Origin of the sequence: Mesorhizobium sp. WSM3224, assembly GCF_000427725.1 — a bacterium.
GTDB lineage: Bacteria > Pseudomonadota > Alphaproteobacteria > Rhizobiales > Rhizobiaceae > Mesorhizobium.
Genome location: NZ_ATYO01000001.1, coordinates 549,277 through 568,332 on the forward strand (window position 1 = coordinate 549,277; position 19,056 = coordinate 568,332).

Annotated in this window: 18 protein-coding genes; 10 read left to right on the forward strand and 8 right to left on the reverse strand. The window is 60.4% G+C overall.

The window, feature by feature from the left end:
• The first annotated feature begins 73 nt into the window (after positions 1 to 73).
• From YU3_RS0102615 to YU3_RS0102650, 8 genes are all read left to right on the forward strand, one after another.
• A complete protein-coding gene (locus YU3_RS0102615) occupies positions 74 to 811 on the forward strand; it encodes a FadR/GntR family transcriptional regulator (protein WP_084507894.1) in 738 nt (245 codons plus the stop codon).
• 20 nt (positions 812 to 831) lie between these two features.
• Positions 832 to 2,418 (forward strand): ABC transporter substrate-binding protein, encoded by a 1,587-nt coding sequence (locus YU3_RS0102620; RefSeq protein ID WP_027164778.1) that lies wholly within the window; start codon positions 832 to 834, stop codon positions 2,416 to 2,418.
• A gap of 76 nt (positions 2,419 to 2,494) precedes the next feature.
• Complete coding sequence (locus tag YU3_RS0102625; RefSeq protein WP_027164779.1) at positions 2,495 to 3,454, forward strand: ABC transporter permease; 960 nt, start codon at positions 2,495 to 2,497, stop codon at positions 3,452 to 3,454.
• A gap of 17 nt (positions 3,455 to 3,471) precedes the next feature.
• A complete protein-coding gene (locus YU3_RS0102630) occupies positions 3,472 to 4,344 on the forward strand; it encodes an ABC transporter permease (RefSeq protein WP_027164780.1) in 873 nt (290 codons plus the stop codon).
• A 14-nt stretch (positions 4,345 to 4,358) separates the two neighbouring features.
• Positions 4,359 to 5,276 (forward strand): dihydrodipicolinate synthase family protein, encoded by a 918-nt coding sequence (locus YU3_RS0102635; RefSeq protein ID WP_036257699.1) that lies wholly within the window; start codon positions 4,359 to 4,361, stop codon positions 5,274 to 5,276.
• The gene (locus YU3_RS0102640; RefSeq protein ID WP_084507895.1) at positions 5,218 to 6,288 is read left to right on the forward strand and encodes an ABC transporter ATP-binding protein; all 1,071 of its coding nucleotides are present in this window, start codon (positions 5,218 to 5,220) and stop codon (positions 6,286 to 6,288) included. The genes YU3_RS0102635 and YU3_RS0102640 overlap by 59 nt, the downstream gene beginning before the upstream one ends.
• Before the next feature lie 2 nt (positions 6,289 to 6,290).
• A complete protein-coding gene (locus tag YU3_RS0102645; protein WP_027164783.1) occupies positions 6,291 to 7,256 on the forward strand; it encodes an ABC transporter ATP-binding protein in 966 nt (321 codons plus the stop codon).
• Between the two features lie 660 nt (positions 7,257 to 7,916).
• Positions 7,917 to 8,918 (forward strand): hypothetical protein, encoded by a 1,002-nt coding sequence (locus YU3_RS0102650; RefSeq protein ID WP_036257702.1) that lies wholly within the window; start codon positions 7,917 to 7,919, stop codon positions 8,916 to 8,918.
• On the opposite strand, the gene YU3_RS41155 is transcribed toward YU3_RS0102650, so the two are convergent.
• From YU3_RS41155 to YU3_RS0102685, 7 genes are all read right to left on the reverse strand, one after another.
• A complete protein-coding gene (locus YU3_RS41155) occupies positions 8,905 to 9,105 on the reverse strand; it encodes a LodA/GoxA family CTQ-dependent oxidase (protein ID WP_027164785.1) in 201 nt (66 codons plus the stop codon). The genes YU3_RS0102650 and YU3_RS41155 overlap by 14 nt on opposite strands.
• Complete coding sequence (locus tag YU3_RS41590; RefSeq protein ID WP_027164786.1) at positions 9,102 to 9,368, reverse strand: hypothetical protein; 267 nt, start codon at positions 9,366 to 9,368, stop codon at positions 9,102 to 9,104. The genes YU3_RS41155 and YU3_RS41590 overlap by 4 nt, the downstream gene beginning before the upstream one ends.
• Before the next feature lie 371 nt (positions 9,369 to 9,739).
• Complete coding sequence (locus YU3_RS0102665) at positions 9,740 to 10,234, reverse strand: RES family NAD+ phosphorylase (RefSeq protein WP_027164787.1); 495 nt, start codon at positions 10,232 to 10,234, stop codon at positions 9,740 to 9,742.
• An 11-nt stretch (positions 10,235 to 10,245) separates the two neighbouring features.
• A complete protein-coding gene (locus YU3_RS0102670) occupies positions 10,246 to 10,596 on the reverse strand; it encodes an antitoxin Xre/MbcA/ParS toxin-binding domain-containing protein (RefSeq protein ID WP_027164788.1) in 351 nt (116 codons plus the stop codon).
• Between the two features lie 205 nt (positions 10,597 to 10,801).
• On the reverse strand, positions 10,802 to 12,220 hold the full coding sequence (locus YU3_RS0102675; RefSeq protein ID WP_036257705.1) for a hypothetical protein: 1,419 nt from the start codon (positions 12,218 to 12,220) through the stop codon (positions 10,802 to 10,804).
• Complete coding sequence (locus YU3_RS0102680; RefSeq protein ID WP_084507896.1) at positions 12,210 to 13,409, reverse strand: MFS transporter; 1,200 nt, start codon at positions 13,407 to 13,409, stop codon at positions 12,210 to 12,212. The genes YU3_RS0102675 and YU3_RS0102680 overlap by 11 nt, the downstream gene beginning before the upstream one ends.
• Positions 13,410 to 13,521: 112 nt before the next feature.
• Entirely contained in the window at positions 13,522 to 14,412 is an 891-nt protein-coding gene (locus YU3_RS0102685; protein ID WP_027164791.1) for an AraC family transcriptional regulator, read from the reverse strand.
• Positions 14,413 to 14,678: 266 nt separating this feature from the next.
• On the opposite strand from YU3_RS0102685, the gene YU3_RS35905 reads away from it, so the two are divergent.
• Together YU3_RS35905 and YU3_RS0102695 are read left to right on the forward strand one after the other, a co-directional pair.
• Positions 14,679 to 15,677: a class I SAM-dependent methyltransferase gene (locus YU3_RS35905; RefSeq protein WP_051333825.1), complete on the forward strand. Its 999-nt coding sequence runs from the start codon at positions 14,679 to 14,681 to the stop codon at positions 15,675 to 15,677.
• A 138-nt stretch (positions 15,678 to 15,815) separates the two neighbouring features.
• On the forward strand, positions 15,816 to 16,751 hold the full coding sequence (locus YU3_RS0102695) for a LysR family transcriptional regulator (RefSeq protein ID WP_027164792.1): 936 nt from the start codon (positions 15,816 to 15,818) through the stop codon (positions 16,749 to 16,751).
• Between the two features lie 395 nt (positions 16,752 to 17,146).
• Here YU3_RS0102695 and YU3_RS0102700 read toward each other — a convergent pair whose 3' ends face one another.
• Positions 17,147 to 18,559: a tyrosine-type recombinase/integrase gene (locus YU3_RS0102700; protein ID WP_245273399.1), complete on the reverse strand. Its 1,413-nt coding sequence runs from the start codon at positions 18,557 to 18,559 to the stop codon at positions 17,147 to 17,149.
• Positions 18,560 to 19,056 lie beyond the last annotated feature (497 nt).

Sequence of the window (19,056 nt, forward strand, 5' to 3'; positions counted from 1 at the left end):
ACTGCTTGCAGGATATCCTACAAGTCGCTATCAGTACAAGCCGACAGCGCTCATTTCGTGGAAGCATGCGGAAATGGCCAAGGAGGAAGGACCAAACGTGCAGGCGATGAAGTCGCTCGAGCCACTCAACCGCCCGCCCTTGCTGCATGTCACGGTGCAGGAGAGCCTCAGGAGCTACATCGAGGCGAACAGGCTCAAGGCTGGGGACGCGCTGCCGCCGGAAACATTCCTCGCCCAGCAGCTCGGTGTCGGACGCAACTCCGTTCGTGAAGCCATCAAGGCGCTGGAGTCGATCGGCATCTTGGAGACGCGCCGGGGCATCGGCGTCTTCGTCAAGGAGTTCTCCTTCAAGCCGCTGCTCGACAATCTCGCTTATGGCTTGCAAGACTCGCTGCGCGACGTCGAGGAGCTCCGCGAAATGCGGCGCGTGCTTGAGACAGGGCTCATCGGCAAGACGGTCGAGATGATCAGCGCCGAGGACATCGCAGCTCTGCGCGGCTTGACCGAGGAAATGCGCCGGCGCGCCGAGAGAAACGAAAGCTTCGCCGCCGAGGACCAGCAGTTCCACCAGGCGCTGTTCCGTTGCCAGAACAACCGCATGCTGAGCGCGCTGATCAACATCTTCTGGATCGCGTTCAACAAGGCATCAAACTTCGCGAACCTGGACAATCCGACGCCGCTCGCCACCTGGCGGGACCATCACGAGATCGTCGAGGCCGTGGCGGCCAAGGATGTCGAGCGCGCGCGCCAGCGCCTCGACGATCACTATCGAGGAATCCAGCAAGTCATAGCCAAAAACCGAAACACGTGAAAACGCCAAGGGAGGAAATCATGGGCATAAGTAGAACCGCACGTCGTCTGGCCCTTGCCGGGCTGCTGATCGCCGGCACCGCTTTCGCCACGGTCGCCGAGGCACAGTCCGGCAAGACCATCACCGGCGGCTTCGATGTCGGCCCGGGCGGCCTGCCCAAGAATTTCAACCCGCTCGTGTCGACCGCCGGCTTCACCTGGCTCAGCACCTATTTCGAGCCGCTGGTCGTCTGGAACGCCGAGCTGACCGAGCTAAAAGGCAGTCTTGCCAAGGACTGGAAGGTCAGCGACGACCAGCTGACCTATACATTCAACCTTGCCAAGGAGACCTGGCACGACGGCAAGCCCTTCACCTCCAAGGACGTGAAATTCACATTCGATCTTGCGAGGAACAAGGCGTCGGGCAGCCTGTTTGCCGCCCGCCTGGGCGATATCCAATCGGTCGAGACGCCGGACGACCGCACGGTGGTGATCAAGCTGTCGAAGCCCAATGGCTCCTTCCTCGCCGTCATCACCCAGGTGCTGATCCTGCCCGAGCACGCACTTGCCGGCATCGCGCCCGAACAGCTGGCCAACAGCAAATGGTGGTCGACGACGCCGGTCGGAACCGGTCCGTTCAAATTCAAGCAATATGTGACGGACCAGTATGTCGAGCTCTCCGCGGATGACGACTACCGCGGCGGCAAGCCCAAGGTCGACACGCTCATCAACCGCTATTTCGAGAATCCGGCGGCGGCCGTCGCCGCGCTTCGTGCCGGCGAAATCCAGTTCACCTATGTCGAGTCGGACGACGCCGCCACATTCAAGAACGACAGCAACTTCACGCTGATCGAAGGTGGCTCCTACGTGGTCAACTACATCGGCCTCAACCAGAAGGTGGACCTTTTCAAGGACCTGAAGGTACGCCAGGCAATCATGTATGCGATCGATCGCAATGCGATCGTCGAGAGCCTCTATGGCGGTGCCGCCAAGGTCGCGAACTGCGGCTACGTCGCGCCGCATCTGGTGCCGGAAGGGCTGGAGCCCTACGCCTACGATCCGGAAAAGGCCAAGGCGCTGCTCGCCGAGGCCGGGTGGGACAAGATCAACGGCGACAAGCCGATCACCTTGCTGACCTATTACGGCTCGCCGCAGGCAGCCAACGTCATGGCGGCCATCCAATCGATGCTCGCCCAGGTCGGCGTCAACATCGTGCCGCGCGTCGTCGACACGCCCACCTATAACGGCATCGTCTATAAGCAAGGCACGCCGGACTGGAATGCGTTTCCGATGATCTATGCCGGTCTGCAGAATGGTCCGAATCCGGCGGGGCTCAATCCTGGCCTCAACAAGTCGCAGCTTCCCCCGGCGGGCTTCAACACCATGCGCATCGAATTCGACGATCTGAGCGCAGCGTTTGATGCCGCTCTCGGGCAGACCGATCCGGCCAAGGTCAACGCCTCCTGGCAGGATGTCTGCAAGGCGATGAACAAGGACCTGCCCTGGGCGACCTTGTGGGTAGCAAACCGCTACGGCGTCGCTTCCAAGAAATTGAAGGATTTCGTGTGGACGCCGGCTCCGGCGGGCGGCCCCTATGCGGCCCATCCCGAACTCTGGGACATCCAGTGAAATAGATAACTTCGCCATTCGGCCGAGGCCGGCATCACCGTGGTGCCGGCCTGGTCAGTCGCCAGACGTGAAAGCCATGCTGAGCTTCATCGCCCGCCGCAGCGCCGCAGGATTGTTGATGGTGCTCGCACTGAGTGTCCTGATCTTCCTCCTGCTGCGGCTCGCGCCCGGCGATCCGATCGACGCCTACATCAATCCGTCGGTGCCATTGTCGCCGCAAGATCTGGAGGCACTGCGGTTGCGCCTCAGCCTCGACCAGCCATTGCCGATCCAGTATCTCGGCTGGCTTCGCGCCGCCCTGTCGGGAGATTTCGGCTATTCGATCCAGCGGAGCGGCGTTGCGGTGCTTCCGCTAGTGCTGGGACGCGTCGGTCCGACGGTGCTTCTCATGGGGACCGGCCTCGCAATAGCGATTGTCGTCGGAATTGCCGGTGGCATCGTCAGCGCTGTTCGACGCAACGCAGGGCCCGACATTTCCCTTTCGGTGCTGTCGTTTGTCGGCATTTCCAGTCCGGCGTTCCTGACCGCGTTGCTGGGCCTGTATTTCTTCTCGGTTCTGCTGCGCTGGGCTCCATCCGGCGGCATGCAGACGCCCGGGACGCCATTCTCGGTATTTGACGTGCTTACACATCTCATTCTTCCCGCCTGCCTGCTGTCGATCGGCCATGCGGCCATGATCATGCGGTACATGCGTTCCTCGCTGCTTGAGGTTCTCGGTCAGGATTATGTGCGCACGGCGCGGGCCAAGGGCGTGCGCGAGTTTTGGGTGATCATGAAACATGCGACGCGCAACGCCCTGCTTCCCGTGATCACCTTGATCGGCTCGACCATCGGCATCGCGGTGGGCGGGGCGATCTTTCTCGAGAGCGTCTTCAACTGGCCGGGCATGGGGCTTTTGCTGGTGAACGCCGTCGGCACCCGCGACTATCCGGTCATCATGGGCGCGACCCTGGTGGTGGGCGCCTGCGTCATCCTCGTTAATCTTCTCACCGACATCGCCTATGCGTTTGTCGACCCGCGCGTTCGGGTGTCGTGATGGCCCTGACCACAAGCATGGGAGAGGGAGTGCCACGGACAAAAGGTCCACTGCGTCGCGCATTTGGCCGCTTCATCGCAAACCGTGCGGCACGCGCCGGCCTCGTTATCCTGATCCCGATCCTGCTTGCAGTCTCGACCTATCACCTGTGGTGGCCGATCGGGCCGAACGCAATCGATCTCAGGGCAATGAACAAGGGCCCGTCGACTGCGCATTGGCTGGGCAGCGACGGGGTCGGCCGTGACGTCATGGCCCGTGTCCTGCAGGGCGGCCGCATCTCCCTGATCGTTGCTGTGGGTTCGGTCGCAATCTCGACAGTCATTGGCTTTCTGGTCGGTGCGATCGCAAGTTTCGGCGGCCGGGTGGTCGACAGCACCGTCATGCGCCTCGTCGATCTCGCAATGACCTCGCCGCCGGTGATCTTTCTCCTGGTGCTCGCCTCGATCGCGGGGACGGGGATCATGCCGACCATTCTCGTCATCTCACTGCTGTCTTGGCCGGTGCTCTCGCGCATGGTCCGCGCGCGCCTCATGGAGTTGCGCGAACGCGATTTCGTCGTCGCGGCGCGCGGGATGGGCGCGCGCATGCCGCACCTCCTGTTACGCCATGGCTTGCCGAACTCGATCGACATACTGGTCGTCTACGCCACCTTGCAGATCGCCAACGCGATCCTGCTGGAGGCAGGCCTCTCCTTCCTTGGGCTCGGCATACCGCCGCCCGAGGCCAGTTGGGGCAACATGCTCAACCTCGCCCGCTCGACCATCGTGCTGGAGCAGTATCCCTGGCAATGGATGTTTCCCGGCGCGGCCCTCGTGCTCACCGTTCTGGCCATCAACTTCATCGGCGACGGCCTGCGCGACGCCTTCGACCCCAGATCCGATCTCAACTGACCAAAAGGTTCAAAATGCCTCTCTTTACTGGCGTCGTGCCACCCGTCGTCACCCCGCTCAATCCCGATTTCAGCGTCGATTTCCCGTCCTTCACACGGGGTGTCGAAAATCTCCTGGATGGTGGCGTGCACGGCCTGTTCGTGCTCGGCTCGACCAGCGAGGTTGTGTTCCACGATGAAACCGCCCGCCAGGCGATCGTCGAGCATGCGGTCAAGGCCAACAACGGGCGAGTGCCTCTCTTCGTCGGCGTCATCGACCCGACGACAGATCGCGTCATCAAGCATTCCCGGATCGCCAAGGCGGCCGGTGCCGATGCCATCGTCGTCACCGCGCCGTTCTACACACGGACCAGCCAGCCCGAAATCATCGACCACTTCCGCTACATCAAGGATGCGGTCGATATCCCGATCATAGCCTATGACATTCCGGTCTGCGTCCACGTCAAGCTGGAGCGCAAGACGATCGTGACCATGGCCAGGGAAGGGATCGTGGCCGGATTGAAGGACTCCAGCGGCGACGACGGCAATCTCCGCTACGTGCTACAGGATATGGCCAGCGATCGCAGCTTCTTCGGCATGACCGGGTCGGAGATCATGGTCGACACCGCGCTGTCGATGGGCTCCCATGGCGTTGTTCCGGGGCTCGCCAATGTCGACCCGCGTGGCTACGTCAAGCTCTGGAACCTCTTGCAGGCGGGTGACCACAAGGCTGCTCGGGCCGAACAGGAGCGCCTCTTGAAGCTTTTCGAGATCGTGACGATCTCGCTTGGCCGCACAAGCGCCGGCTCGGCCGGCGTCGGCGCCTTCAAGTCGGCGATGCGCAGCCTGGGGATCATCGCCTCGCACACGATGGCGCGCCCGCAGCGCACGTTGAATGACGAAGAGGCGGCGAAGATCGACGTCATCCTGCGCGACGTCGGATTGCTTGGCTGAAGTCGTGGGCGCGCCTACCCTCGCCGTCTCCGGCCTGCGCGCCGCCTTCCGCATCGCCGGACGCGAGATCGCCGCCATCCAGGATGTCGGCCTGACGATCGCGCCGGGCGAAACCGTCGCGCTCGTCGGCGAGTCAGGATCCGGCAAGTCGGTGACGAGCCTGTCGATCATGGGCCTGCTTCCGCGGCGCGTCGGCAAGATCGTCGAGGGATCGATCAGGCTCAGGCGCAAGGACGGCACCGAAACTGAACTGACCACACTCGATGCCGGAGGGTTGCGACGCATCAGGGGAAACGACATCGGCATGGTGTTCCAGGAGCCGATGACCAGCCTCAACCCGGTCTTCACGGTCGGCGAGCAGATCGCGGAGCCGATCCGCGTCCATCTTGGCAAATCGCGACGCGAGGCTGCGCTGGATGCCGTGCGACTGCTGGTGCAGGTCGGCATCCAGGATCCCGAACGGCGGGCGCTCCAATATCCGCACGAGTTGTCGGGCGGCATGCGCCAGCGCGTGACAATCGCCATGGCGCTTGCCTGCGACCCGACGCTGCTCATTGCCGACGAGCCGACGACGGCGCTCGACGTGACCATCCAGGCACAGATCCTGGAGCTTCTGCAAAAGCTGCAGGTCGAGCGCGGCATGAGCATTCTTTTCGTCACCCACAATCTCGGCGTCGCGGCCGAGATCGCCGACCGGGTCGCCGTCATGTACGCCGGACGCATTGTCGAATCCGGACTGGTGGCGGAGGTGTTTTCGCATCCGCGTCACCCGTATACGGCCGGCCTTATACGCTCGGCGCCGCGCCTCGGCGAGGCGACCGCGCTGAAGGCCGCCGGCACTCCGCTGCCCACCATCGCCGGCAATGTTCCCTCGCTGGCCATGCTGCCGAAGGGCTGTGCCTTCGCGCCACGCTGCAGCATGGCGATCGATGCCTGCCGGACCGCCGTGCCGCCGCTCCATCAGGTGCCGCCGAGCCAGGAGAGCCGGTGTCTCAGATGGGAGGAGCTCTAGCGATGCCGGCCCCCTATCTTTCTGTCCGCAACCTGACCAAGCACTTCGCGCCCCAAGCCTTTTCACGTGGTCCGGTGGTCAAGGCACTTCAGGATGTTTCATTTGATATCGGGCGTGGCGAAGTCGTCGGGCTCGTCGGCGAATCCGGCTCCGGCAAGACAACGATTGGTCGCTCGGTGCTCCGACTCATCGAGCCGACCTCAGGCGAGATCAGATTCGAGGGGGCCGACATCACCAAGCTCGGCGCGACCGAGTTGCGCCGACAACGGCGCAAAATGCAGTACATTTTCCAGGATCCTTTCGCCAGCCTCTCGCCTCGCATGACGATCGGACAGATCCTGACCGAAGGGCTCGATATCCAGGGCATCGGCAGCAAGGCCGAGCGGCGCGCGCGAGCGAAGGAGGCTCTCCTAGCGGTGGAGCTGCCCGCGGACGCGTTCGACCGCTATGCGCACGAATTCTCCGGCGGTCAGCGGCAGCGCATCGGCATTGCCCGCGCTCTCACGCTCGAGCCGGAATTCATCGTCGCCGACGAGCCGGTATCGGCGCTCGACGTCTCGATCCAGGCGCAAGTCGTCAATCTCCTGCACGACCTCAAGCTTCGCCTTGGTCTGACGATGCTGTTCATCTCGCATGACCTCGCCGTGGTCGAATATATCTGCGACACGGTCGTGGTGCTCTATCTCGGGCGGATCATGGAAGTGGCCCCGGCCGCTGAGCTCTATGCGAGACCGCGACATCCCTACACGCGGGCTCTGCTCTCCGCGATCCCCTCGCTCGACACCGCCGTCAAACGGCAGCGACAGGTTCTCAAAGGCGACATACCGAGCCCGGCAAATCCGCCGTCGGGCTGCGTTTTCCGCACACGTTGTCCGTACGCCATCGATGGCTGCGCAGTCGCGGCGCCCGTCTTGACTGAGGTCGTTCCCCGGCACCTAAAGGCTTGCATCCGCGACGACATCGAGTGAAGCGAGGGAAGCAGGCCGCGCCCGCCGAGCATGAACCCGATTGCAATCGCGTCAAGTGCCTCGTAATTCGTTCAAGCGCTTTGGCGAGCGGCGTCTGGCGGCCTATCGTTCGCGCGAGGGCACGACATTCGCGCCTTTTCGGACGAACTGGCCGACAAGCACTGGCAGCTTGCCGAGATCGAACAGTTCTGGGGCGCGACGTCGATGGTGTTAGGCCCGAGGAACCGCGGGCAGCGCCCACCTAGCTCAACCGATCCGGTGCTCGTCGTCGATCAGTTCGAGTGAGGATGGGCAGTGTCATCCCATCGCCATAGAACGCGATTCAAGTAGCCGATTACGGCGCCCTTGGCGAAGTTCGGCACGAGCAGGCCATTATAGCCATGCGCGACGAGCTCGCGGGCACTTGGTGTGTATGTCCATAGCCATGGTCTCTCATCTGATCGCGCCATGTCGGGTCGGCGAGGGCCTAAGTCCATTGCGGCAAGAACAGTGGCATCGCCCGCATCCGTCGCGCCATCTTGACAGAGGGTAGACCCCATAAAAGTGAGAGTTTGCTGTGATTGGTCCTCCCAAGCGTCGCTACGCCTATTGGGACCGGCCGACGGAACGAACGGTACGCGTCCTGAATTTCTGGAGGATGCAACTGTCGCCATCTCTTCCATGACGCTTCTCGTCCAGCCGCGCCTGGTGAACGAGCCGTTTTCTGACCCGGGACTGCTTCTCGACTTCCGCTTCGGCGACAGGGCAGTCCTGTTTGACCTCGGCGATCTGTCGGCGCTTTCGCCACGTGAGATCCTTCGGGTTTCGCACGTGTTCGTGTCGCACATGCACATGGATCACTTCAGCGGGTTCGATCGTGTGCTCGGGGTGTCGCTCTATCGTGACAAGCAGGTCCATATCATCGGTCCGCCCGGACTGGCCGATGCCGTTGAGGCCAAGCTGAGGGCTTACACGTGGAACCTCCTCAATGAGCGTTCGCAGGACTTTACGATCTTCGCCTCTGACTGGACAGAAGAAGGCTTTGCCACCGCAGCCGCCTTCCGGGCGCGCAGGGCTTTCGCGCGGGAGGACTGGCAGAACCCGGGCACTCAGTTCCCCCTGGACGATCCGGAGTTCGTGATCGAAGCAGTTACGCTCGATCACGGTATTCCTTGCTTGGCCTTTGCCTTCCAGGAAAAACTGCGGGTGAACGTGCACAGGTCGCGTCTGGACGAACTTGGTCTTCCCGTCGGACCGTGGCTCACAAACGCCAAGCGGGCGGTGCGACGCGGCTCCGATGCGGCTACCGAGTTCACGCCGAGTGCGGGCAAGAAGATGACGCTTGGGGAACTGCTGCGGGCTCAGGCACTGGTCTGTGCGCCTGGCCAACGCATCGCCTATGCAACCGATTTAGCCTTCGGTCCGCAGAACGTCGCACGTCTCGCCAACTTGGCGCGCGGCGCCGATCAGCTTTTCATTGAAGCCGGGTTCCTGGAGGAAGACCGAGACCTCGCAGCGTCGAAGAAGCATCTGACCGCCGCGCAGGCAGGCGCGATCGCCAGGCAGGCCGGCGTGATCGCCGCCCACCAGATGCATCTTTCGCCGCGGTATCTCGGACGCGAAGACGAGCTGCGGGCCGAATTCGAAGCTGGATTTTTCGGAGCTTCCGTTACAGCGAGATAAGGCTCGCCCCCTCGTGAGGCCCAGCACGGTAGGAGCAAGTTAGCGCCTGCGAACTGGATGCACCTTCGGTGACGCGCGAGTCGATGGCGGCAGCGAAGCCTGCATCCATCTCGTTGATGAAAATGCCCGCCGCCCATTGCCGCAACAGGAAGAGCTGCGTGTCGGTCAGACGCAGGAACTTGCTCACTGCATGTTGGTGATCGGGTTGTCGCCGGCAGGCAGCGGCATCAGCGGCAGGTGATAGGTGCGCGCCGCTGGATTGGCGTCGAGCCGGAACAGGTTCTCCTCGCCGGGCTTGAGCAGCAGGTCGAAAAGATACTGGCGTGCGGGACGACCCTGATCGGTGGTGGCGTCCTTAGCTGCCGCGGCAAGCGCGCAGGTCCAGCAACTGGCCGCGCGTTCCAGGCGCGCACGTAGCTCCGGTTTGTCTTCGCCGAGATACGGGCTCATCACCTCGGTCCCGATCCGGAAGCGCTCGTAGAGATAGGTTCGTCCGTTGCGCTGTCGCGCCTCGATGGTGCCGACCAGATAGGAGGCCTTTCGTTGAGATGAAGACGCAGCAGGTCCTCATAGGCCACGACAGCCGGACGACTGTGAGCTACAATTTCCATGTCTCTCTATTACGCGCCATGTGTGCATCAAAAAAATACTGATGCACACGGCCATCCCTTCGAGAGGCATAATCTTCGATATTCTGGATACGCCTTGAAAAACACCGATCGGATGAGAAATCGCCGCCCTGCCGCTTCATGGAACGACCGTTCCTCGGCCTGCCGCTCACTGCGGTCCTCATGGTAGTTCCGAGGAACTTGTCACCTAGATCAACCGAGCCGGTGCTCGTCGTCGATCAACTCGAGCCTGGACGGGGCAGTGTCACCCCATCGCCATAAAACGAGATTCAAGTCGCCGATCGCGGCGCCCTTGGCAAAGCTCGGCACGAGCAGGCCATTATAGCCTTGCGCGACGAGCTCGCGGGCAAATCGCTGTGTATGCGCCTCGCCATGGTCTGTCATCTGATCGCGCCATGTCGGGTCGGCGAGGGTCGACGCATCTAGGCCCATTGCGGCAAGAGCAGTGGCGTCGCCCGCATCGAAGACGGCCTCGATCTCGGCACGATAGCCAACCAGTGTTGTCGGCTGCAGATCGCCAACCTGGTTGGCTTCGCGCAAAGCCGTCAGGACCGAAGTCGACGCATAGAGTGCCGGCACCCCTTTGGCGTTGAAACGCCCTCCATAAAGTTCGGCACCGCGTCCCGACATGGGCTCGCGGGCATACACTGGGTTGAGGGCGCGGTAGAGCCGGCCCGAATAGGAGATCGCGACGATGCTCAGGCGTAAACCCCCGCATCAACCGCGTCGATAAAGTTGAGGACCTCATCGGCCCGTCCCTCACGAACGAGCTGCATGGCCGTCTGCCCCGAAAATCCCGGCAGCGGCTCGGAGCGATACCAAGCATAGGCCATGAGCGCGGAGCCAAATCGTGGCTCGACTTTGTTCACGATCTCTACCATCTCGCGCAGGCGGCGCTGCGTCTTGTCTGAACGCACCCGCTCTCGGCGCTGAACCGCGTCTTTCCCTAGACCCGCGGTACGCGCGATCTCCTCGCTCGTGGTTCGGAAAGCGTCCGCGATCTTCTTGGGCGCGAACAACCCGTCATCCGCATACTGTGCAAGGCCCATTGGGGTATCTCCGTACAATGCCAACAATTATGACGCAATATAGCGTCATCATCACCGGCATTGCAAGGCCCTGTCAGACATCTTCGCGTCACGATGGGTGTTCGAGCGGCGTGGGCCCACTCTTCACTATCTCCGATCTTCAACAATTGGCAGGCCTTGGATTGAAAGGCGCGCCGCTAAAACCTCTGCAGGAAGGGAGCCTTCATCAGGACGCAGCAAACCGCCATTCCGCATCAGTGGGCGCGACCGTTCGATCTTGAAGTCGTCTGTGAAGTTCGAGCCAAGAAGGGTCGGAAACAAAGCTCCTCATGCTTCCGCACACGTTCATGAGCGAGACATCACCGATCCGCTCGATCATATGGCTGGTCTCTTTGCAGTTTGTGTCGCGCAAACAAGCCAACGGATCATCTTCGCACTCAATTACCCTGTGCCCCCACGCTCCCGGCAAATCGTCCGTTGCCAGCGCATGTCGAAAATCCGGATCGGCGTTCGAGGCCGTGAGCGCGCGACACAAAATGTAGCGCATCAGAGGATAGTAAATAGGCTGATGACTTCCTCCGAGCGCGCGCACGCCGGGCAGGATCGACAAGACGAGGAAAACGAGGAAAAGGTTGGGGATCAGGCTGCGGTTTGCAAGTCGCTCAAGAATGTCTGGGGCCGCGAATCGGGCCACCTTCATTCCCGTCGCCAGGTGTACGAGCTCCCCGCCCCGCAGCCGCAGCGGCAGGCGCTTGCCGTTTTCATAAAGCCAGAAGAAATCGGTACCGCGTGCAAGCCACCCGCTCCAGGGGCTGGCCGCCAGCCTGTCGGTCTCGGCCAGGATATTCGAAGCGAGCTTCGGGTCTTCAATCAGCCTCTTTCGTAGCCAGGAATCCTCGTCTGATAGATGGTCTGCCACCAAGTCGGCGATATCCTCGTCGTCCATCTGGAGGAAGGCAATCCGGCTTCCGAACAGCTTCGGCCAAAGGCTGAGATTGGCTGCCTTGATGGCATGTGCTGGCCGCTCGAATTGCGATTTCGGCAGAAGGCTGCGAAGCAGCGCGAGTGCGTCTCCTTCAGCGTTCGGTTTCGCAGGAACCATCTCGAAACGGTAGGATCCCGGCCCGGCCAGAAGGCTGTATCCGATCATCCGGCTTCGGCTGAGGCCGAACACGTTGATAGGTTTCCCATCGAAGGTGAGCCAGCCTGGCCCCTTGCGCGGTTTTTCAACCAGGCTCACCGTCGAAACGGCGTAGGAAACATAGGTCGAGCAGCCATGGACCGACAGGCCGAGGAGGCTGAAGAGATGCGTGTAGTAGGCTTCGGGCTCCATCAGGAGAAACAAATGTGGACCTGTTTGCAACACGCGGCGCTTTTCGAAATCCCTGCAGATTTCCGCGGCGGTGTCCCTCGACAAGCCGTTTCGTCGCGCCGCCTTCCTGATGAGGTCGAGCAGTTTGGCGAAGGACCGGAGCCGGATTTCTGGCATGGGACCCGCAGCCGGCGTTTCGAAGAGGCGGAACGCATAGTCGCGGACCGGTCGGGACTGAAAAGGTCTCGTCCACGGGTAGAGCGCTGCCAGCGACCCGAAGATTGCCCGTTTGGCGTCGGCGTCTGTTGCTAGCTCGTCCACCTCACGGTTCATCCTTTTGCTGCGCGACACTTCTGCTCAAAAAAGAAGCACTGATGAGGAGCGCCACTCCGAAGCCAAAGAAGACTGTCGAAGGAGATACATGATCTCCCACAACCGCAGTGATGCTGAAAATGAACAATCCCAACGTCACAGCGAAACTATGCATGACGCCTTTGGCTCTGCCTAATGCACTATCGCATACTCGCGACTGCAATGTGACCTCAACGCTGACACGCCCAAGATTGTACAGAACCCCAAGTGCGGCGAAGACGATCAGCGACCACGGCAGGGGCATAACTAGCAATGCCATCAGCGAGAGCGCAGATGCGCCCAAAAGGGCGAAATGCAGTCCATGAGCACTGACTATTCGTGTCAGCTTAGCGGCAAGAACTGCTCCGATCAGCGAGCCAAGCGACCATGTCGCTTCGAGGTGGCCGAAATCGGCAGCGGTGCCCCTTTGTTCTTCGAAAATGAAGGCTGATCCCATCACGCTGACCAGGACCGCGCCAGCGTATGAGAGCGCATACACCGCAAAGAGGCGCAGTAGCCCCGCGTCAATGTCCAGGGCGGGGCTTCTGGCCCTTATGAAGCTGCCCGACGCCGGCTCGAGCCGTATCATGGACAGGCTGATTGCTGAAACAAGGAAGAAAACAGCAAGGACGGTGAACGCCAGGGCAGGGGAGCGTTCGCTGAGCAAGGGTCCGCAAAGCAGAGCCGCCCCGAGGCAGCCGAATTGCATGACGAAAAAAACAATGGAATTTGAGGCCACGAGATCGCCGCCTCGCGCCATGGCGCGAATCACCGACTGCGAACCGGTAAGAGCGACACGGTCACAAAAGGCGAAGAGGACCGCCGAGAGGCAGATTATTAGAAACGTTGCTTTGTAGGGAAGGGCGCAAGCTGTGGCGAGCAATATCACAAAGCGTGTGAGGTCTGCCGCGATAATCAGATGCCGCCGGTCAAATCGGTCCGTCGCCACGCCGACGAGAGGGCTCGCCACGAGTTCGGCCAAACTGACGATCGCAAGCACCGTCGCCACACTGGTGCTTCCGCACCCCGCCTCGACAAGGATCCAAGCGGATGCAACGTAATAGCCGTTTCGTCCGACAGCCGCCGACAGCGTACTGATCAGGAATCCGAGGAACGCCCGGGACCGGACTGACGGCCTTTGGTTACAACAAACTTGGCATGCCTCTGACATGGGCGGCGCGTCCAACCATTCGGCCGCTTCTCATACATGCTGCTGCCAAGTTTGCTTTACAGCGATGCCGGACTTTTCAATTCCTTGCTCAAATCAGCCAAACCGTCGGGTTCTATGTCTTGCACTTGCGTCGAAATTCGATCGGATTGGCGCCGAACGCGCGCTTGAACGCGATTGTCAAATGACTTGAACTGGCAAAGCCGCATTCCATCGCGATCCTGGTTGCCGACAAGTTGGTCGATCGAAGCATCTCCGCGGACTGCTCCAGTCGACGCCGTGCGATGAATGCATGTGGGGTCATCCCCGTGGACTGCTTGAAAGCCCTGCTGAAATGATATCGGCTAATACCAAGCTCTCTTGCCAGCTCGGCCAGCGTGAGCCTTTCGTCCGACAACGATTCAATCATTGCCAGCACTCGCTTGAGATCGAAAGCCGAAAGACCGCCCTTTGCCGGCTGATGGGCGGCTCGATTCAACCTGACCATCTGCACGAACAATTGCGCGACCTGACCCTCCACCATCGTCGCGCTGATCGGATCGGGATATCTGAGCTCGGCGGCTATTCTCTGCAGTGCCGCTTCTATGGTGCTGTCACGAAAACCGATCCATGGTGGCAGTTCCGCCGCGCGGCAGAATGTTGATCCTCCAAAAGTCTGTTCGGCAAATTCCCGTTCGATTGATACCAGCAGGTAGGATGCAATTGCGTCGCCCTCATCCCAGCCGGTCCACTCGCTCTCGGCGGGAATGTAGACTATCGAACCTGGCCGCCTTGCCGAGAAAGAAATCCGACGTCCATCGATGAAGTCTTCTCCGCGGTGCGCAGCACCTTTTAGGTTCATTAGGAACATATGCCGGGGATGAGAAATCCTTGTCTCCTGTCGTTTTAGCCCCGTCCTGCTGACTAGGTCGGCTCGTATGTTTCCCCAGCTCTCATACTGATGGGCCAGCGTCTGGTGCCGTGAAGGGCGCATCTTGTTCGGGTCCAGGCAAAAGGTTTCCGCCAATCGAAACGGCCTCCACATTGCGAGAAGATCGCCTGATGCTTTGTGCCGAACCATAGGTTGCCGGACAAATCACAAATAATTCTGGGTTGGTAGAAGATGTGGCTTTAGAGAAAAAACGGCACTCGGATGAAAGCCGTCTGCAACATGCCGGTCTATGCGTCCATCCCGCCTATACTCGACTGCTTGGAATATTAAGTCGAGCTAATCTTTACTTCTCCGTCGAGCTTAGGCGTCTCACCGAAAAACGGTTGTGGAGGCATACTGCAATGCGCGGACTCGATGGGTTTCTGGCTGAATGCGACCGCGGACCGCGGATCAACGAGCTCAAAGACTTCTTTGCGGCGACTGCCGCCGGCCAAAACGGAATGCCTATCCGCAAGCCGGCGGTCGATTCTCGGCTGCTGCCTAGCGACGAGCTTCTTCGCGGTCTTGTCGGCCTGCACGCGGCCCGACAAGGCTTTTTCGACCAGCACTATCACGGCAGCATTCCTTATCGGTTGGAGGAGGAATGCCGAATGGCATACGCCATACTGAAATACGCGCGCTACCGCGAAGCGCCGCTGTCGCTATACAGCCTTGGGACAGCGGAGGGCACCATGGCCAGGACCCTGTCCGAGTTGTCCGGTGGAAGGATCCGCAGCCTCTCGTGCAGCCCCAACGCGGAAAACTACAAGTGCTTCATGGCATATGGCGAGCCGCCGGCTGCCGAGTTCTTCGTCGGGCCCTTTCATCGGCTGACCAAGGACGTTCTTAGCTCAGACGTGCGGCTGGCAAAGTTCGCGTCCGGATTCGATTTCATTCTGGAGGATACTACCTTCCAAATGTACTCGCCAAACAGAGTGAAGCAGATCGAGTTTGTGGCCCAGCATCTCAAGGAAGGAGGTATCTTCCTTTTCGTCGAAAAGTTCCGTGCGGCTGACGAGAACGACTACAAGCGCCGCGAGCGGCAGAAGGATTTCGGCTTCAAGACGCGCTACTTCCCGCAAGACGAAATCGAGAAGAAGAAGGACGCAGTGCTAAAGACGATGTTCAACAACGAAGTGACGCTGAAAGAGATGTTCGACGCGGCGGGCGCGCGTTTCAATCACTGCGTGATGACCTGGAATAGCGGAAATTTCTGCAGCCTTGCTGCGAGCAATAATAGTCAAAATCTCAACATGTACCTTTCGCAGATGGCAGACCCCGCCATTCCAAATGAGTATGTTTACGAACCCGGCTTATATCAGGCCACCGCCGACTACACTGCCGCCTTGCAGCAAAGGTGATGCTCAGGCGATGCCCCCTCCAGACCGACCCAGTCATGCGCGCAAATGCAACCTCATTGGCGCGATGCGTATGGAGGACGACCCGAACACGTTTCGCCTAAACAGACATGATCGTGACGATATCCGCAGAGGGCCCTCATGACGAATACCGGCAACGCCCTTCAGTTGCTGGCCTGCGCCTTTGTGGCCGCTGACTGCGGTAGTCTGCGGCGGGCTGCAACCGTGCTGAAAGTCGGTGAATCCAGCGTAAGTCGCAACGTCGTCAAACTCGAACAGCTCTTGGGGATGCAGTTGTTCGAGCGCGACGTTCGCGGCGTGCGATTGACCGAGGCAGGGCGCGCCTGGACCGACCTCGCTCGGACACATTACGACGGTTTGCAGCAAGCTTTTCGGGACGCCCGCAACCATAGGGACGCAGAGACGCTCAGGATTGGGCTGTGCGCAGTGGGGGGTGGAGAATTCCTGAAGCGCCTTATCGATCGCTTCCGCAAATCCTGTCCAAATGTCAGTTTGGCCATTGAGGATATTGTACGCGAACAATGCCTGACGGCCGTATGCCGTCGGCACTTCGACATCGTGTTTGCGCCAGGGCTCGGCAACGTCACCTCTTGCCGCGCCGAGTTGTTGTGGCAGGAGCGTATCTTCGTTCTAGTAGCTGCTGGTCATTCGCTTGCCGAAAAGCGGGTGGTCACGTGGGCAGATCTTGCGGGGATGCAACTGCTCGTGCCGGCCGCAACGAGCGGACCGCTGCTGGATTTCACCACGCTGGAAGGTTTCGTTACCGACGGACGCCGCCCAACTGTCAATATGTGCCAAGGTGGCCAGGCGAGTGTCATCTTCAATGTGCAGCTAGGTCGAGGCATCACGCTGGCGGGTGAGAGCTTCGCACGAAACGTCACCATTGATGCGACGGCATGGAAACCTCTTGATGGCCATAACAGTCTCTGTTCAATCAAAGCTGTCTGGCTTGAATCAAATCCGAAACGTGCCGTTTTGCGGCTGATTGGCCTTGCCAGAAGGATGGCGAATACGATTGCGAGTCCAACACACTCACAAAGCGCAAGCTTTCGTTAGACCCATTCCAGCAACTCGCGCATGGATTTTTATCCGACAGTGCATAAGACAACGGGGCCAGCGGCGTGTGTGCCAATGGCCAAAGGAGCACAAGCGGCAGTGACTGCCGCCCTAGCAGAACGAGTTGGACGCTATCACCCTTTGACGCATCACTTGCTTGAGGCGTGCTACTCGAAGGAAGCAATCCAGTGTCCAGCCGATAGATGGTTACCCTTTGAACCGGATACATGGGTTACAGTTACAGTTTTCCCCCTGAGTTGGTGTCCGCCGCAGCGCCATCTGGTCGGGGTTGGATGGGCTGCGGCGGACCAGTTTCTTGTGTCTGCCGTCAATGATGTACATCGGCATCCCGAACACGGCCTCCGGCATTTCATGTCATGGCTGGCGGCTTCTGTTCACCTTTGTTTGCGACTTAACCGTGGAGTTTTCTGTGGGGGAGTGGCGGAGGCGTTCGCCTTCTGTCCATCGCGCCATATCCTCACGACGTTTTTTGGGAGGCTTGGCGAGCGCGCCTTGGAGACGATCGCTTCGGCGGCATCTGCCTGGAAGTCGGGGTGATGGTGGCCATAGGTCTGGATCAGCATCTCGACGGTCATCCCGAGGAAGCCGGCGGCCGCCCAGGGATCGGCACCCTGCTGCATCAGCCAGGTAGCTGCCGTGTGGCGGAATACATGCGGGGTCACGTCCGTGCGGAACAAACGCTTGACGCTGCCGTCGGGCGCTATGGCATCGTCGTACCAGCCAAGCCCGGCAGCTTCGACCACTGAGCGGAAAGCTTTCTTGATCGACTGGACGGGCTTGCCGTTCCACTCCACGACGTAGTCGTGAGCGATTATTCGGCCGATGTTTGCACTTTTTCCGCGACCCCTGGTCTTGATCTCCAGCCGCGTGACCGCCCATCGCCGTAGATGGGCAAGCAGGCGATCGGGCAGGCGCATCGGCGGCTGGCGTTTCTTCGTCTCGAGGCGACCTACTGCACGACGATAAAAGACGCCGCGTTCGAGATCGACATGGGCTGCTCCGTCAGTCGGTCGGATGGCCGCGCCGCAGATCGCGGCCGAACGAGTGCCGGTATACAGAGCGACGAGGATAAAGCGCGCGACGTGGCGTCCCGTGCGACGGTTGCTGGGCTGCCCTTTCCAGGACTGACGCATGCGCCAAGCGGCGCGAAGCAATGCTGCGGCCTCATCACGGGTCAGCCAGCGGTCCCTCGGCGCGGACTTCGCTGGCAACACGATCGGCGGCGTCGAGGTTACATAGCCTTCCCGATGATAGTGGTTCAGCGCTGCCCGCAAGTCCTCCAGCTGCCGCCTCGCGGCGGCACCGCCGCCGTGCGCTTTGGCATAGTCGCGGCAGGTCTTGCCGTCGATGTCGCCAATCATCATGTCGCCGAACCAGTTCAGCACCGCGACCATACGGTTAGCGGTTTCTTTCGGCTTGGCGTGGCCGCACGCGACGTCTGTCAGGTAGACACCAACGGCGTCAGCTATCGCGACGGCTGTCGGATCACGACCGCGGGAGCGGACCGGCTTGTACTTTTCGGTGATGTAACTGGCGAGCCGCTTTTCAGCGCGTTCGCGGTCGCCGGTGCCGCCGCAAGCGCTGATGAAGGTTGTGCCGTCGCGGATGAACCAGCCGGCCCGGCTGCGCAAGGCTCCGTTGTGCTTTCTGCTTTCATCGCGCCAGACAAGACGTGTCCCTTTCGAAGTCCTCGACATCTTTTCCTCATATTGGCATTCTTTTCCAGCCATCATTTCGGTGACCAGTCGTCCCGCATCCCGTTCCTTGCGCAGGCCAGGTGCGCCCATGCTTGAGAGCGCGGAAATCCTCCTCGTTGTAGTGCAGGTCCAACTCCGAAAGGGCATCCCTCGGCACGTTCGCCGTTGTCTGGCCGATAGTCACGTCGTGGGTTTCCCGGTAATTTTTAGTGAAAGTGGATAAATGCCTAACTCAAATTATACTCACTAAGATAGAAGCGAACAAGTTTAACTCAACAGATAACACGAGATTTTTTTGGAAAAATATACTTCCTAGGTCGGATATCTAAGCGAATAGCGCAATGGGTCGCATGAGATGTTTGGCGCAGAATATTGGGATGACGGAGGCCGAGGGGAACGGCTGGTCTGCGGGCTCCTCAAGGCCAAGTTGAAGCTGCAGAGCCTGAGCTATGCCGATCTGGCTGATAGCTGGCCGCAATTGAGGCCGAGGAAAAGGACATCAACAACAAGCTTTCGCACGGCCGCCGTATTCTTCGTCCTGCGCCTCAAGGCGATAGGGTCACAGAGACTGAAGTTCGACAAGTTTT